This window comes from Tardiphaga sp. 839_C3_N1_4 (assembly GCF_051811045.1).
Lineage (GTDB): Bacteria > Pseudomonadota > Alphaproteobacteria > Rhizobiales > Xanthobacteraceae > Tardiphaga.
The window spans coordinates 3,241,148-3,255,657 of record NZ_JBPWQD010000001.1; the positions used below are offsets into that span (position 1 = coordinate 3,241,148).

Annotated in this window: 14 protein-coding genes; 4 read left to right on the forward strand and 10 right to left on the reverse strand. The window is 62.4% G+C overall.

Annotation, left to right across the window (positions count from 1 at the left end; all coding sequences use genetic code 11):
* Nucleotides 1–89: 89 nt before the first annotated feature.
* Entirely contained in the window at nucleotides 90–671 is a 582-nt protein-coding gene (locus AB8A38_RS15565) for a TetR family transcriptional regulator C-terminal domain-containing protein (RefSeq protein ID WP_315840517.1), read from the reverse strand.
* An 87-nt stretch (nucleotides 672–758) separates the two neighbouring features.
* On the reverse strand, nucleotides 759–2,012 hold the full coding sequence (locus AB8A38_RS15570; RefSeq protein WP_315840516.1) for an Hsp70 family protein: 1,254 nt from the start codon (nucleotides 2,010–2,012) through the stop codon (nucleotides 759–761).
* Nucleotides 2,013–2,251: 239 nt separating this feature from the next.
* Between AB8A38_RS15570 and AB8A38_RS15575 the strand changes: the two genes are divergently transcribed.
* Nucleotides 2,252–4,594 (forward strand): Tex family protein, encoded by a 2,343-nt coding sequence (locus tag AB8A38_RS15575; protein ID WP_276511307.1) that lies wholly within the window; start codon nucleotides 2,252–2,254, stop codon nucleotides 4,592–4,594.
* Nucleotides 4,595–4,649: 55 nt separating this feature from the next.
* Here AB8A38_RS15575 and AB8A38_RS15580 read toward each other — a convergent pair whose 3' ends face one another.
* Genes AB8A38_RS15580 through AB8A38_RS15590 form a run of 3 tightly spaced genes read right to left on the reverse strand, consistent with a single transcriptional unit; the run spans nucleotide 4,650 to nucleotide 7,091 of the window.
* Nucleotides 4,650–5,123 (reverse strand): amidase family protein, encoded by a 474-nt coding sequence (locus tag AB8A38_RS15580; RefSeq protein WP_439086569.1) that lies wholly within the window; start codon nucleotides 5,121–5,123, stop codon nucleotides 4,650–4,652.
* On the reverse strand, nucleotides 5,072–5,824 hold the full coding sequence (locus AB8A38_RS15585) for an amidase family protein (RefSeq protein WP_439086570.1): 753 nt from the start codon (nucleotides 5,822–5,824) through the stop codon (nucleotides 5,072–5,074). Before AB8A38_RS15585 ends, AB8A38_RS15580 begins: the two co-directional genes overlap by 52 nt.
* Before the next feature lie 31 nt (nucleotides 5,825–5,855).
* The gene (locus AB8A38_RS15590; RefSeq protein ID WP_439086571.1) at nucleotides 5,856–7,091 is read right to left on the reverse strand and encodes an amidohydrolase family protein; all 1,236 of its coding nucleotides are present in this window, start codon (nucleotides 7,089–7,091) and stop codon (nucleotides 5,856–5,858) included.
* Nucleotides 7,092–7,359: 268 nt separating this feature from the next.
* Between AB8A38_RS15590 and AB8A38_RS15595 the strand changes: the two genes are divergently transcribed.
* On the forward strand, nucleotides 7,360–7,791 hold the full coding sequence (locus tag AB8A38_RS15595; RefSeq protein WP_439086572.1) for a nuclear transport factor 2 family protein: 432 nt from the start codon (nucleotides 7,360–7,362) through the stop codon (nucleotides 7,789–7,791).
* A 54-nt stretch (nucleotides 7,792–7,845) separates the two neighbouring features.
* Here the strand turns inward: AB8A38_RS15595 and AB8A38_RS15600 are convergent, their stop codons facing one another.
* The 5 genes from AB8A38_RS15600 to AB8A38_RS15620 all read right to left on the reverse strand — a co-directional run bounded on the left by AB8A38_RS15600 (nucleotide 7,846) and on the right by AB8A38_RS15620 (nucleotide 13,212).
* Complete coding sequence (locus tag AB8A38_RS15600; protein WP_439086573.1) at nucleotides 7,846–8,805, reverse strand: Bug family tripartite tricarboxylate transporter substrate binding protein; 960 nt, start codon at nucleotides 8,803–8,805, stop codon at nucleotides 7,846–7,848.
* A 177-nt stretch (nucleotides 8,806–8,982) separates the two neighbouring features.
* Complete coding sequence (locus tag AB8A38_RS15605) at nucleotides 8,983–9,948, reverse strand: Bug family tripartite tricarboxylate transporter substrate binding protein (RefSeq protein WP_439086575.1); 966 nt, start codon at nucleotides 9,946–9,948, stop codon at nucleotides 8,983–8,985.
* 78 nt (nucleotides 9,949–10,026) lie between these two features.
* Nucleotides 10,027–11,376: a hemolysin family protein gene (locus AB8A38_RS15610; protein ID WP_068732985.1), complete on the reverse strand. Its 1,350-nt coding sequence runs from the start codon at nucleotides 11,374–11,376 to the stop codon at nucleotides 10,027–10,029.
* Between the two features lie 55 nt (nucleotides 11,377–11,431).
* Entirely contained in the window at nucleotides 11,432–12,574 is a 1,143-nt protein-coding gene (gene aroB / locus AB8A38_RS15615; RefSeq protein ID WP_315840510.1) for a 3-dehydroquinate synthase, read from the reverse strand.
* The gene (locus tag AB8A38_RS15620; RefSeq protein ID WP_089262630.1) at nucleotides 12,571–13,212 is read right to left on the reverse strand and encodes a shikimate kinase; all 642 of its coding nucleotides are present in this window, start codon (nucleotides 13,210–13,212) and stop codon (nucleotides 12,571–12,573) included. The genes aroB and AB8A38_RS15620 overlap by 4 nt, the downstream gene beginning before the upstream one ends.
* Nucleotides 13,213–13,387: 175 nt before the next feature.
* Here AB8A38_RS15620 and AB8A38_RS15625 point away from each other — a divergent pair, with 175 nt between their 5' ends.
* On the forward strand, nucleotides 13,388–13,534 hold the full coding sequence (locus tag AB8A38_RS15625; RefSeq protein ID WP_089262632.1) for a histidine kinase: 147 nt from the start codon (nucleotides 13,388–13,390) through the stop codon (nucleotides 13,532–13,534).
* Nucleotides 13,535–13,550: 16 nt separating this feature from the next.
* On the forward strand, nucleotides 13,551–14,510 hold the full coding sequence (xerD, locus tag AB8A38_RS15630) for a site-specific tyrosine recombinase XerD (RefSeq protein ID WP_439086577.1): 960 nt from the start codon (nucleotides 13,551–13,553) through the stop codon (nucleotides 14,508–14,510).

Genomic DNA, 14,510 nt, shown 5'->3' on the forward strand with positions numbered 1-14,510 from the left:
GCGACGGCCTCTGCGGGCCGCGCTGTCATGTCGCACGGTTTAGCGAAAGAGCCGGGAAGCGGCAATGTCTGTGCAGAGCAGCAATCAGCTCAGCGTAACACCTGCGTGAACAGCACCTGCGCAAAGCGCTCGATCGGCGCCGGGCTGCGTTCGGCCTTCGACAGCAGGTTGGCGCCCTGCAGCGAGGAGACGATGAAACCCGCAACCTCCGCGCATTTGAAGTCGGCCGGCAGCTCGCCGGCTTTCACCGCGGAGGTCAGGCATTCGGCAATGCTCTGCTGAACATCGGCGAAGATCGTCAGCAGCCGGTCGCGAATGAGGTCGCTATGGTCGCTGGCTTCTGCCGTGAAGTTGCCGAACAGACAGCCATTGCACATCTGGTCTTCGGTCAGCCGGGTCACATTGGCATCGATATAGGCGCGCAGCCGCGCCAGTGGCGACAGGCTTTCGTTGCGCAGCGTCTGCGCCATCAGCTCGCGGCCCTTCGCGAAATAGAGATCGATGATCTCGAGGCCGAATTCCTCCTTGGAGGTAAAATGGTTGGTGAAGGTGCCTTGTGGCACGCCGGCGGCATGCACGATGTCGCGGACGCTCGCGCCCGCATAGCCGCGCGCATGCACGACCGCGAGGCCTGCGGTGAGAATCCTGTCGCGATTCGAGAGCTTCGCCATGGGCTTAATATGGCTGCGCCGGGCGCCGGATCAAGCGACGGCCACGCATAGCCACAAGGCGTTCGGGCCTTGTCCGGCCCTCGGCGTCTAACCCTGCCCGTAGCGTCGGGCCGCCTCGACAGTCAGACCCTTGCCGACGGCCCCGAACGTGTCGCCATCGATGGCGCGGGCGGCCGGCAGCGCCGCCGTGATCGCCTTGCGGACATGGGCGAGCTGCACCGAACCGCCGGTCAGGAACACGGCATCGATCGCTTCGGGCTTCAATCCGGTCTGGTTCAGGCAGATCTTGATCCGCGCGGTGATCCGATCGGCGAGCAACTGGGTATGGCTGACGAGTTCATTACGGGCGACGCCGGCGGCAAGGCCAGGCTCGATCCAGTCCAGCGCGATACTCGATTTCGGCTTGTCGGACAGGCCAATCTTGGCGCCCTCGACTTCCATGGCCAGGGTATGGCCGCGCTGTTCGTCCAACACACGCACCAAGCGATCCAGCAGCTCCGGCTGTTGCGCCTCATAGCGCACCTGTTTCACCTCGTTCATGACCTTGGAATCGTACATCCGGTTGATGCTCGACCAGGTCGCCAGATCGTGGAAATAGCCCGACGGCACATCGAGCCCCGCGCGCTTCATCGCCGAACGATAGCCCAGCAACGGCATGATCACACCGAGACTGAGATGCCGGTCGAAATCGGTACCGCCAATCCGCACACCGTCATTGGCGAGGATGTCATCCTTGCGGTCGGCATGGTGATGCCGCTGAGGCGACAACCGCACGATCGAGAAGTCTGACGTGCCGCCGCCGATATCGGCGATCAGCGCGATCTCCTCCGAATTGATCTGCCGCTCGTAATCCAGCGCCGCGGCAATCGGCTCGAACTGGAATGTGACGTCCTCGAAGCCGACGTCTTTCGCGATGGCGCGCAGCGTAGCTTCGGCCTTGGCATCGCCCGCCGGATTGTCATCGACGAAATGGACGGGACGGCCATGGACGACCTGGCGGAGTTCAAGCCCTGTGGCCTGTTCCGCACGCCGCTTCACCGCACCGAGATAATAGGCGATGACATTGCGGAAGCTGACGCGCTCGCGGCCGACGCGCGTCGTCTCATCGATCAGCGACGTACCGAGCACGGATTTGAGGCTGCGCATCAGGCGGCCAGGCGCGCCCTCGACATAGGCCTCAATCGCCTTGCGGCCAATGAAGGCGCCGGTATCGGCCTTGTAAAAGATCGCACTCGGAATTGTGACATGATAGTCTTCGAGCGCCGCCAGCACCGGAACATCATTGATGACCGTGCCGAGCGTCGTGTTCGACGTTCCAAAATCCAGACCACAAACCGACATTGCCGCTCCCGAAAGGAACGTCCGTCTACACAGTTCGCAGGCCGCGATCTAGCATTATATTTTTGCACAGCCGCACTGTCATGAAGCGCATCAAACACTGCAATTTTCGAAGCAAAACAACGCGATCCACAGAACAATCGACTGCATCCGCCGGGGTTGATGAATCGTGCGGCATCGGTCCATAAGCGTTTTGCGACGGCGGTATGACCCGCCACGGAATTTCGAAGGAATCTCTACGCGTGGCAAACATCAATCAGAAGATCGCAGACGAACTTGGCGTGCGCGAACAGCAGGTCGCGGCGACGGTAGAACTGCTCAACGGCGGCGCAACGGTGCCGTTCGTGGCACGCTACCGCAAGGAAATCACCGGCGGTCTCGATGACGCACAACTGCGCACGCTGGAAGAGCGCCTGACCTATCTGCGCGAACTCGAAGAACGCCGCCTCGTGATTCTGGAATCGGTGCGCGAACAGGGCAAGCTCGATGCCGCGCTCGAAACGGCGATCATGACCGCCGACACCAAGGGTCGTCTCGAAGACATCTATCTGCCGTTCAAACCGAAACGCCGCACGAAGGCCGAGATCGCCAAGGAAGCCGGCCTTGAACCGCTGTCGGAACTGCTGCTCACCGAGCCGCAGAACGATCCGAAGAAAGTTGCGGAAGCTTTCGTCAATGCCGAGAAGAACGTCGCCGATGTCGCCGCTGCGCTCGACGGCGCGCGCGCCATTCTTGTCGAGCGCTTCGCCGAAGACGCCGATCTGATCGGCGCCCTTCGCGAACAGATGTGGTCGAACGGCTTGATGGCCTCGACCGTGCGCACCGGCAAGAAGACCGAAGGCGAGAAGTTCAAGGACTATTTCGACTTCAGCGAGCCGCTGCACAAGCTGCCATCACACCGTATCCTGGCGTTGTTCCGCGGCGAGAAAGAAGAGATCCTCGATCTCGCGATGCAGCCCGAGCCGGTGCCCGCGACGCCCGCCCCCACCACCACACCGAGCTCCTATGAACTGAAGATCATGAATCGCTTCGGCGTTTCCGATCAGGGCCGCCCCGGCGACAAGTGGCTGACCGAAACCACGCGTTGGGCCTGGCGTACCAAGATCCAGGTGCATCTCAACATCGACCTGCGCATGCGGCTGTGGACCGCGGCGGAAGAAGAGGGCGTCCGCGTCTTCGCATCGAACCTGCGCGACCTGCTGCTCGCAGCGCCTGCCGGCGCGCGCGTCACCATGGGCCTTGATCCAGGCTTCCGTTCGGGTGTGAAGACCGCGATTATCGACGCCACCGGTAAAGTCGTTGCAACGACCACGATCTATCCGCATGAGCCGCAACGCCAGTGGGATGCGTCGCTCGCCATGCTCGGCAAGCTCGCCGTGCAGCACAAAGTCGACCTGATCGCCATCGGCAACGGCACAGCCTCGCGCGAGACCGACAAGCTGGCGATGGAGCTGGTCAAGCTGCTACCGGACCTCAAGATGTCGAAGATCGTGGTGTCGGAAGCCGGCGCGTCGGTCTATTCCGCCTCGGCCTTTGCCTCCGAAGAGCTGCCTGAGCTCGACGTCACGCTGCGCGGCGCGGTGTCGATCGCGCGCCGCCTGCAGGATCCGCTCGCTGAACTGGTGAAGATCGATCCAAAAGCGATCGGCGTTGGCCAGTATCAGCACGACCTCGGCGAGAGCAAGCTGGCGCGGTCGCTCGATGCCGTCGTGGAAGACTGCGTGAACGGCGTTGGCGTCGACGTGAACACGGCATCCGCACCGCTGCTGGCACGCGTGTCGGGCATCGGCACCGGTCTGGCGCAGAGCATCGTGCAGCACCGCGACGCCAACGGCCCGTTCAAGTCACGCAAGGCGCTCAAGGAAGTGCCGCGGCTTGGCCCGAAGGCATTCGAACAATGTGCCGGCTTCCTGCGCATCAATGACGGCGAGGATCCGCTCGACAAGTCCGGCGTGCATCCGGAAGCCTATCCGCTGGTGCGCAAGATTCTTGAGGCCACCAAGAGCGATATCAAGGCGCTGATCGGCAATGCCGAGATTCTGCGCAAGGTGCAGCCCAAGACCTTCGTCGATGACACCTTCGGTCTGCCGACGGTCACCGACATCCTGAAAGAACTCGAAAAACCCGGCCGCGACCCCCGCCCCGCCTTCAAGGCTGCGGTGTTCATGGAAGGCGTCGAGAAGCTCAGCGATCTCAAGCCCGGCATGGTGCTCGAAGGCACCGTCACCAACGTCGCCGCCTTCGGTGCCTTCGTCGATATCGGCGTACATCAGGACGGCCTCGTGCACATCTCCGCGATGTCCAAGACCTTCATCAAGGATCCGCGCGAGGTCGTGAAATCAGGCGATATCGTCAAGGTGAAGGTGCTGGAGGTCGAAGTCGCCCGCAAGCGTATCGCGCTGACGCTGCGCATGGACGATCCTGTCGGCGCCAAGGCCGACCGTCCGCAAGCCGATCGCGGCCCGCGCTTCAACGAACGCCAGATGACATCGCGTGCTCCGGCGAAGCAGGAGAGCAGTGGCGGTGGTGCATTTGCAGAGGCACTGCGCCGCGCGGCCGAGAAGGGCGCGGGGAAGGCGAAGTAGTCTTACTTAACCTCTCCCCGCGCAGAGCGGGGAGAAGGAGCGCACGGCCGGCGCGTTACTTCGCCAACTCCACCGCCAACTGCAAAATATCCTCGTCGCAATCGCGCGCGCCCATGATCGACAGGCCGATCGGGCAATCGTCGAACTTGGCGACAGGCATTGAGACCTGCGGCGTTCCGGCATGGCCGGACACACAGAGCAATTCGATGGCGCGGGCGCGGAACACATCGAGCGTCGCATCCGGCGTGTTGCGCAGCGGCGCAATGCCCGGCGCGGTCGGCAAAAGCATGACCGTGTCAGGGGCCAGCAGCGACAGCACGCGCTCAACGATGACTTTTCGCATGGCCCGCGCAGCCGCGATCTCCGCGGGATCGAGAACCGCCGCAGCCGCGAAACGCTCCTTCACGCCGGGGCCGAGCTTCGGCTGGGTCGCCTTGATCCATTCGCCCTGCGCGGCCCAGGCTTCTTCCGACTGGACTACACGGAAGGTGTTGCGCCAGGCATTGAGTTCACCGCTTGCGACATCCACATCCTCGCTCGCACCAACGAGGCCTTGATGCGATCGACCGACGGCTGCAGCAGGTTGCGAACCTTCTCATCGACGGCGCCAAACAGGTCGCTTGCGATCAGAACCTTCTTCACCCGACGCGGAGCACGGGCCTTGTCGAGCAACACCTTGCCGACCTCCGCCATCAATTCGGGCGTGCGCGCAAACCAGCCGACAGTGTCGTAACTCGGCGCCAGCGGCACCGCGCCATCGAGCGGAATGCGACCATGCGTGGTGCGAATGCCGTAGACACCGCAATAGCTGGCGGGCAGACGCACTGAGCCGCCGGTGTCGGAGCCGATGGCGAAGTCGACCAGCGCGCCAGCGGTCGCAGCGGCCGACCCGCTCGACGAGCCGCCGGGAATGCGGCCGGGCGCAGCCGGATTGATCGGCGTGCCGTAATGCGCGTTCTCGCCGTTGAGGCTCCAGGCCAGTTCATCCGTATGCGTCTTGCCGACCAGTTTCGCTCCGGCATCGAGCAGGCGATCGACGACCGGCGACGATTTTGTCGGCACCGGATGCGTCGCCAGCCATTCCGGGCTGCCGGCGCCGGTCGGCACATTGGCGAGATCGAAGAAATCCTTCAGTGCAAAGGTCAAACCCGCGAGAGGCCCCTCTGTCGTGGTCTGCACTTCGATGTGGCCATGATCCACAAAGGCGTTGAGCGTGTCATTGATCGGCATCGAAGTCTCCGTACGACAAAGGACGCCCGCCTCAGTGGGGCTTGAGCAGACTCGCAGCCGGCCTGATGAAGGTCCTGATGCCGTTCTTGAAACCGAACAGTGGCTGCGCAATCTCGCATACCGCCTCTGCCTTGGTCTCGCAATCGAGCACCACGAGATCGGCGGAATTGCCGACGGCGATGCCGTAGTGCTTCAGGTTGAGCAGCTTCGCCGAAGCCGACGTCACGAGGTCGAGACATCCGGCAAGGTCGTCCGTGGCGCCGACCTGCATCACATTGGCATAGAGATTGATCATGCGGATCAGCGAGACATCGCCGAACGGCGTGAACGGATTCAGCACATTGTTGGTGGAGATATTCGCATTCACACCCAAAGCACGCAGTCTGTGCGCCGATGTCACGCCGCGCGGCACGTTGTGATCGCTGTCACGGCCGGTGAGGAACAGGTCGGTCGCAGGCAACACCGTAACGGCGACACCGGCATCGGCGAGCCGCTTTGCAGCGGCCTCGAAAGCCGCAGGCGGCATCGCCGACAGTTTCGTGGCATGGCCGATGGCCACGCGACCGCCCCAGCCGATGGCTTCGGTCATGCGGCACACTTCCTCGTAGTCGGATCGCGTGGGGTCGAGATCGAAATCGAGATGGAAATCGATATCGACGCCGAACTCCTGCGCGATGCCGAAGATTTTCGCGATCTGGCCGTTCGAGTCCTTGTCTATGTAAGGCACACCGCCGAGAAGATCGGCGCCCTCTCGCATCGCCTGCAGCAGGACGTCCTCGCAGCCGGGATCGTCGAGCAATCCTTCCTGCGGAAACACGCAGAGCTGCAGATCGATCGCCCACGCGTAATTCTGCTTCAACCTCTTCAGCGCGCGAAAACTGGTCAGCCCGATACGCGGATCGACCTCCACATGCGTGCGCATGTGGTTGGTGCCGTGCTTGATCGCTTTCTCCAGCGTCTGCGATGCACGCGCGTAGACGTCCTCTTCGGTGAAGTCGCGTTTGGCCCGGGAGACTTCGCTGATCACCTCCGCGAGCGTACCATTCGCGCAATTGCAGCGGCCGAGGAGGCAGGATTTGTCGAGATGGATATGCGTCTCCACGAAGCCCGGCACGAGCAGCCGGCCGCCGACATCCTGATCCGGCGCCACGCCGCGCGGCAGGCCGATCTCGATGGCCTCGAACCGCCCGCCGCGAATGCCGATATCCACCGGGCCATCAGGCCGGTCGGCAATGCGCGCGTTGCGCAGGATGAGATCGAAGGTCATGGGAGGACTCCTGGAGAGGCCACGCCACCGAGCGGGACGCAGCGAAAGCATATGCGTGGGCAAGCAAGGCATGTGCCAAGACGCATGCGATTCGAACTCTTATTAACCATCTGAAAATACAAGAATATCTTCAAATCTTTCTTCAGAGAACGCCCAATAATCAGGCGCGACACACAAGAATTGCATACGATCCTATGCATCTACCGAATACAGTTCTGGCACCGGTTTTGCTATGATGGCGCTAGGATCAGTCCGCAGGAGAAACCCGATGTCGCAATCCCCCACCGCGCTTGCGCCCGTCACCGATGAAACCGCCCAGGCTGCCGACCTCGTCGAGCGGTTTCTCGTGGCCTCCATGGTGCCGGATCCGGAAACCGCCGGCACCTTCATGTCGGCCGACGTCGCGATCACCTTTACCGGCGGTCGCAAGTTCAAGCATCCGCGCGATGCCACCGCGTTCAACGCCATGCGCTACAAATGGGTGAAGAAGAAGATGGAGCGCACCGACGTATCGCCGGGGGATGACGAGACCATCGTCTACAATACCGGAACACTCTATGGCGAATGGCATGACGGCACGCCGTTCGAAGGCAATCGCTATGTCGATCGCTTCGTGGTGCGCGACGGCAAGATCGTCAAGATGGATGTCTGGAACGACAGCGCCGAACGCATCCTCGTGCGCATGGACATCGAGGCGTAATCAGCTTCGCATCGTCGCAAGGGCTCCTTGCGATGACGAGGAGCCCTTGTCGCCTTATTTCACATCTTTCAGCAGCGCAATATTCGCAGCGACTTCCTTTGCCACGAGGTCGTCCATCGCTTTCGGCTGCATCGGCACAGTCTCGACACCGATCTTCTTCAGCGCCGCCTGCATCTCCGGCTTGGCCAGCACCTTGACGCCGGCATCATGCATCTTGTCCACGATTTCGCGCGGTGTCTTCGACGGCGCGAACACGCCGACCCAGCTTTCGCTGACACCGTCCTTCAGCCCGACTTCCGTCATCGACGGCACGTCGGGCAGTTCATTGCTGCGCTTGTCGGTGGAGACGACCAGTGCACGCACTTGCCCTTCGCGGATCAGCGGCAAAGCGGTCGCCGCTGGGCAGAAGTAGAAATCGATACGGCCACCGAGAATATCGGCGATCACTTCCGGACCGCCGCGATACGGCACGTGGGTCGCTTCGAATTTGGCAGCGAGGCGGAATTTCTCAGCGCTGATATGCACGGCGCTGCCGACACCCACCGAGCCGAAATTAATTTGCGATCCTTTCGCCTTTGCATCCTTGAGGAAATCGTCCACGGTCTTCCACGGCCGCTCTTTCGGGATGATCATGATTTGCGGGCTGGAACCGATCATGATGACCGACGAGAGGTCCTTCGACGTGTCATAGGGCAGGTTCGGAAAGATCGCCGGCGTGATCGCCAGCGCCGAGGAGTGCGCCAGGATGCTGTAGCCATCCGGCTCGGCCTTCGCGACCGCGTTGGTGCCGATCGAGCCGCCACCACCGACCCGGTTCTCGACCACGATCGTCTGACCGAGTTCCGGCCCGAGACGCTCGAAGAATATCCGCGGCACCACGTCGGTAGCGCTGCCGGGGCCGAACGGGATGGTGGCCTTGATCAACCGGGTCGGCCAGTTGCTTTCGGCCTGCGCCGCGACGGACGACAACAGCACACCGGCGAAAACACACGACCACCGCATAAGCTTATTCATTACTTGCTCCAATAATACCATTCGGCGGGAATGGCCGCCCAATGATCGGGCCAATCGGCGACAACGAAGCAAGTTTCGGACCGTTTGAAGCCTAAAACAACGCCCGAACGCGCGGTGATCCACCCCAGATAAAGGACAATGCCGGCCTCACCCGTGCTGGCAAGGCCGGCGGTCCGCCTACTTGGCCGCCACCTCGCCCTTGAGCAACACCTTGTTGTCAGCGATCTCCTTGACGAGCAGAGCATCCATCTCGGATGACTTCATTGGCATCGGCTCGACGCCGATCTTCTTCAGCGAAGCCTGCATGTCCGCCGTGTTCAGCACCTTAGTGCCGGTCACATAGAGTTTTTCGATGACCTCCGGTGGCGTCTTCGACGGCACAAATACGCCGAACCAGATCGAACTGTCCGCATTCTTGAGGCCCGCATCGATCGGCGTCGGTACATCTGGCAGATCGCGCACGCGGGTCGGCGTCGACACCACCAGCGCACGGACCTGGCCTTCGCGGATCAGCGGCAGCGCCGTGGCCAGCGGACAGAAGTAGAAATCGATGCGGCCGCCAATGATGTCGGTGATGACTTCAGAGCCGCCGCGATACGGAATATGCGTGGCCTCGAAGCCGGCAGCCGCGCGGAATTTCTCCGAACTGATATGCACGGCACTGCCGACGCCCACCGAGCCGTAATTGATCACCGTGCCCTTGGTTTTTGCGGCGATCAGGAAATCCTGAATCGTTTTCCATGGCCGTTCGTTCGGCACGATCATCACATTGGCCGCATAGCCGATCATCACCACCGAAGACAGCTCCTTGGTGGTGTCGTAAGTGAGATTAGGGAAGATCGCCGGTGCAATGGAGATCGCATTGGTCTGCGACAGCAGCGTGTAGCCATCCGGATCGCTTTTCGCGACTGCGCCCGTGCCGAGCGAGCCACCGGCGCCCACGCGATTTTCAATCACGATCGGCTGTCCCAGTTCCGTGCTGAGTTTCTCGAAGAAGAGGCGCGGGACCACATCACCCGCGCTGCCGGCACCGAACGGATTGACGGCCTTGATCGGCTTCGACGGCCAGTTGGTGTCGGCCAGCGCAGCGCCGGACATCAACACAGCGGCCAATACGCACGACAATCGCCAGGACTTGTTCATCGCTCGCTCCAGTTGCGCCATCCAATGGAATGACAGCTCATGGAATAAAGCAAAAGCAAGAACCGGACCGGCGAGGGCCTAGAACGAGGTCCCGGCCCGCGGCTTTTTCTCCGGCACTTCCGGCTCTGTCGGCACCGGCCCGATGCGCAGCGCGGTGATGCGGTTGCGCTCACGGCGCAGCACGCGGAAGCGGAAGTTGTAGAAGGTGAAGCTTTGCCCGCGCTCGGGGATGGAGCGCGCCTCGTGAATGACGAGACCGGCTACCGTGGTCGCTTCATCATCCGGCAGATGCCAGTCCATGGCGCGATTGAGGTCGCGGATCGGCACCGAGCCATCGACCACCACCGAGCCATCGGCCTGCGCACGCACGCCGGCCACGACGACGTCATGCTCGTCGGCGATATCACCGACGATTTCTTCCAGCACGTCTTCCAGCGTCACCATGCCTTCGACTTCGCCATATTCATCGACAACGAGGGCGAAGTGGGTCTTGCGGCGACGAAATGCTTTCAACTGATCCGACAGCGGACGCATCTCCGGGACGAACCACGGCGGCAGCGCGATCGAGGCCACGTCGATCTTTGCGGTATCGCCGTCGACGGCGCGGATCGCGCGCAGCAGGTCCTTGGCGTGGAGCACGCCGATGATGTTTTCCGGCTTCTCGCGCCAGAGGGGAATGCGGGTGTATTCGGTGGCGAGCACCTCGCGCACCAGCTCTTCGGACGGCAGGTCCGCATTCAGCGTTACCATCGCCGTGCGATGGACCATGACGTCGGACACCGCGAGATCGCCGAAGCGGAACACGTTCTGGATATATTCGGCTTCGCCTGACGCGATGCCGCCATGTTCGGCGGATTCACCGACAAGACCTTCGATCTCGACACCGGTGAGGATCTCATGCGGTGATGCTTCCTGCACGCCGAGCAGCGCCAGCGTGCCGCGTGACGCCGCGTTGAGCAGCCAGTTCAGCGGATAAAACAGGATGTAGGAGGCGTAGAGCGGATAGGCGATCCATTGCGACACCGGCTCCGGCTGGCGGATCGCCAGCGTCTTCGGTACCTGCTCGCCGATCACGATATGCAGCGAGGAGAAGACGAGGAAGCCGGTGAGGAACGAGGTGAAGTGCAGCGCGGATTCCGAGAGACCGAGCGGATCGAGCACCGGTTTCAGTAGTGCGGCCACCGTGGGCTCACCAACCCAGCCGAGTCCCAGCGATGCCATGGTGATGCCGAGCTGGCAGCAGGCCAGATAGGCTTCGATATTGCCCATCATGTTCTGCAGTAGACGCGCGCCGAAGCGGTTTTGCTCGACCATGCTCTTGACGCGGAAGCCGCGGCTTTTGACCAGCGCAAACTCCGCCGCCACGTAAAACGCGTTGGCAGCGAGCAGGAAGATCGCGATCAGCAGATTGACGGTAATCGAATTCATGAAAGTCCTGCGACGGCGCCGGCTTTGGTGGTTCCCAAACCGGACACGGTCAGTTCTATCCCGTCAGCTTCTGATGCAGAAACGCGCGAACCGTCGCGGGATCCACATCGTTCGCGATGACGGCCCGGCCGACGGCTTCCAGCAAAATAAAAGTGAGCTTGCCGCGCTTCACCTTCTTGTCCTGCGCCATCAGTGCCATCAGCGTATCCGCGTCCGCGAGGCCTTCCTGCGCGAAGCCGGCGATGTCCTGCAGCTTCGTGGGCAGACCCACATCGGCGAGATGATGCTGCACGCGGCTCGCATCGCTCTCAGCGACCATGCCGAGCTGCGCCGACAGTTGCGCAGCCAGCACCATGCCGACCGACACGCCCTCGCCATGGAACAGCCGATCCGAGAAACCGGTCACCGCTTCCAGTGCGTGGCCGAAGGTATGGCCGAGATTGAGCAGTGCGCGCTCGCCGTTCTCGCGCTCGTCGCGCGACACGACGCCGGCCTTGGCGCGGCACGAGGTGGCGATGGCGTGTTCACGCCCTGCGCCACCGCGCATGATGTCGGCGTGATTGGCTTCCAGCCATGTGAAGAACGCGGCGTCCCCGAGCACGCCATATTTGGCGACTTCCGCATAGCCGGCGCGGAACTGCCGGGGCGACAGCGTATCGAGGACCGCCGTGTCGGCCACAACAAGCACCGGCTGATGGAACGCGCCGAGCAGGTTCTTGCCCTGCGGTGAGTTAATGCCGGTCTTGCCGCCGACGGAGGAATCGACCTGCGCCAGCAGCGACGTCGGCACCTGCACGAAATCGACGCCGCGGCGGATGATCGCTGCGGCAAAGCCCGCGAGATCGCCAACCACGCCGCCACCCAGCGCAATGACGAGATCGTTGCGCTCGATCTTCGCCGCGATCAGCGCTTCGGAGACCTTCTCAAGCCCGGCATAGCTCTTCGAGCTCTCACCTTCCTCGACGATGATGTGCGACGTGGGAATACCGGCTTCCGCCAGCGAGGCTTCCGTGGCAGCGAGCCAATGCTTGGCAACGGTCCTGTCGGTCACGATCGCCGTGCGCACGCCCGGTCGCAGCTTCGCAATGCGCGCGCCGAGCGACGGCAGCACGTTACGGCCGATCACGATGTCATAGGCGCGCTCAGCCAGCGCGACGTCCACGACGATAGGGTCGGAATGCTTCAAGGGCGCGGTCATAGTTGAGAACTCAAGGGATCGCCTGTCGGTTCGGAAATGGCGGAAGCTGCGTGTGGGCGGAACAGATGCTCATGCAGCGCGATGATGCCTTCCTCGACGATCTTCTCATGCGGCACGTCACGCGAGTCGATCGTGATATCGGTCTGCTCATAGAACGGATGGCGCGCCTCGATCAGCCGCGCAATGGTCGCGGCGGGATCGGCGGTCTTCAACAGCGGACGGTTTTCCCGGCGCCGGACCCGGCGCAGGATCACGTCGGCATCAGCTTTCAGCCACAGCGAGATCGCCTTGTCGCGGATGCGCTGGCGGGTCTCCTCGCGCAGGAAGGCACCGCCGCCGGTCGCCAGCAGGATCGGTCCGCTGTCCAGCAGCCGGGCGATCACCCGCGCCTCGCCGTCGCGGAAATGCGGCTCACCATGGACCTCGAAAATGTCCGGGATCGACATCCCGGCCGCCGCCTCGATCTCATTGTCGGCATCGACGAAGGGCAGCCGCAGCCGCGTTGCCATGCGCCGGCCGATGGTCGATTTGCCCGCGCCCATCATGCCCACCAGCACGACCGAGCGCTTTCCCAGCGCCGCCACGATGGCGGCCTCCTGGGGTGCGCTGGCAATGGCCGGCAAGATGGTCTCGGACATCAAAAACACCTGCAAAATCAGTGAGCGACAAGGGATCACAGAGGTTTGCCGCATTCCGGTCACCTATACTACCCCCAGCGCCAGCGTTGCCAGCACCTCTTGCAGTCTGTATCCGGACAAGGTGACCGCCTCAGGCGGAACGAATCGCCCCATTTCGCCGCCGAGTTCCCCGATCATGCCCAGCCTGTTCCGCTTTTTGACGGTCGTCGCGGTGATCGTCGGCGTGGTCTATGGCGTCATCTTCGCGCTTGCCAATTTCGTCAACCCGAAGCCGCGGGACATGACGGTCACCATCCAGCCGGACAAATTTCTCAAGAAATAGCCGCTAGGGTCGCCCCATGAGCACCCGTCCTGCCTCCGATTCGAAACTTTCCGGCCTGTTTCTCGACATGCTCGCCGCCGAACAGGGCGCTGGCGTGAATACTCTGGACGCCTATCGCCGCGACCTCGAAGATTTCTCCGAATTCGCCATCGGAGCGAAATCCAGCTTCATGGCAGCCGACACCCAGTTGCTGCGCGACTACCTGGAAGACCTCGACGAGCGCGGCTTTAAATCGACCACCGTGGCGCGGCGGCTGTCCGCCATACGGCATCTGTTTCGCTTTCTGCTCAGCGAAAAAATCCGCAGCGACGATCCAGCAGCCATCCTGTCCGGCCCCAAGCGTGGCCGCAGTCTGCCCAAGGTGCTGTCGATCGCCGATGTCGACCGTATGCTGGTGCAGGCGCGGGCGCAGGCGCAAAACGCGGAGGCTTCGGCGCAGCAGCGGTTGCGCGATGCCCGACTCTACTGCCTGCTCGAAGTACTTTACGCCACCGGGCTTCGCGTCTCCGAGCTGGTGTCGCTACCGCTCACCGCAGCGCGGCGCGATGCCCGCATGATCGTGGTGCGCGGCAAGGGCAACAAGGAGCGGCTGGTGCCGCTCAACGAAACTGCCAAACAGGCGATGGCCGAATATCTCGCCGCGATGACCGAGTTGCAGAAGGCTCAACCAAAAAAGAGTGCAGCCTCGAAATGGCTGTTTCCGTCTTTTGGCGAGAGCGGCCACCTCACCCGACAGCATTTCGCGCGCGACCTGAAAGAACTTGCGGCGGCATCCGGCATTGCGCCGCGGCTGGTGTCGCCGCACGTGCTGCGCCACGCCTTCGCCAGCCATTTGCTGCATAACGGCGCCGATCTTCGCATCGTGCAGACTCTGCTCGGTCATACCGATATTTCGACGACGCAGATCTACACCCATGTGGTGGAAGAGCGGCTCAAGAGCCTGGTCCGAGACCTGCATCCGCTCGCGGAAAAATAG

Bases quoted from the DNA above. Each gene is read 5' to 3' on its own strand.
- AB8A38_RS15620 (WP_089262630.1), bottom strand. From the start codon at position 13,212: ATGTCCGAGACCATCTTGCCGGCCATTGCCAGCGCACCCCAGGAGGCC.
- AB8A38_RS15565 (WP_315840517.1), bottom strand. From the start codon at position 671: ATGGCGAAGCTCTCGAATCGCGACAGGATTCTCACCGCAGGCCTCGCG.
- AB8A38_RS15605 (WP_439086575.1), bottom strand. From the start codon at position 9,948: ATGAACAAGTCCTGGCGATTGTCGTGCGTATTGGCCGCTGTGTTGATG.
- xerD (WP_439086577.1), top strand. From the start codon at position 13,551: ATGAGCACCCGTCCTGCCTCCGATTCGAAACTTTCCGGCCTGTTTCTC.
- AB8A38_RS15610 (WP_068732985.1), bottom strand. From the start codon at position 11,376: ATGAATTCGATTACCGTCAATCTGCTGATCGCGATCTTCCTGCTCGCT.
- AB8A38_RS15595 (WP_439086572.1), top strand. From the start codon at position 7,360: ATGTCGCAATCCCCCACCGCGCTTGCGCCCGTCACCGATGAAACCGCC.
- AB8A38_RS15570 (WP_315840516.1), bottom strand. From the start codon at position 2,012: ATGTCGGTTTGTGGTCTGGATTTTGGAACGTCGAACACGACGCTCGGC.
- AB8A38_RS15585 (WP_439086570.1), bottom strand. From the start codon at position 5,824: ATGCCGATCAATGACACGCTCAACGCCTTTGTGGATCATGGCCACATC.
- AB8A38_RS15600 (WP_439086573.1), bottom strand. From the start codon at position 8,805: ATGAATAAGCTTATGCGGTGGTCGTGTGTTTTCGCCGGTGTGCTGTTG.
- AB8A38_RS15590 (WP_439086571.1), bottom strand. From the start codon at position 7,091: ATGACCTTCGATCTCATCCTGCGCAACGCGCGCATTGCCGACCGGCCT.
- aroB (WP_315840510.1), bottom strand. From the start codon at position 12,574: ATGACCGCGCCCTTGAAGCATTCCGACCCTATCGTCGTGGACGTCGCG.
- AB8A38_RS15625 (WP_089262632.1), top strand. From the start codon at position 13,388: ATGCCCAGCCTGTTCCGCTTTTTGACGGTCGTCGCGGTGATCGTCGGC.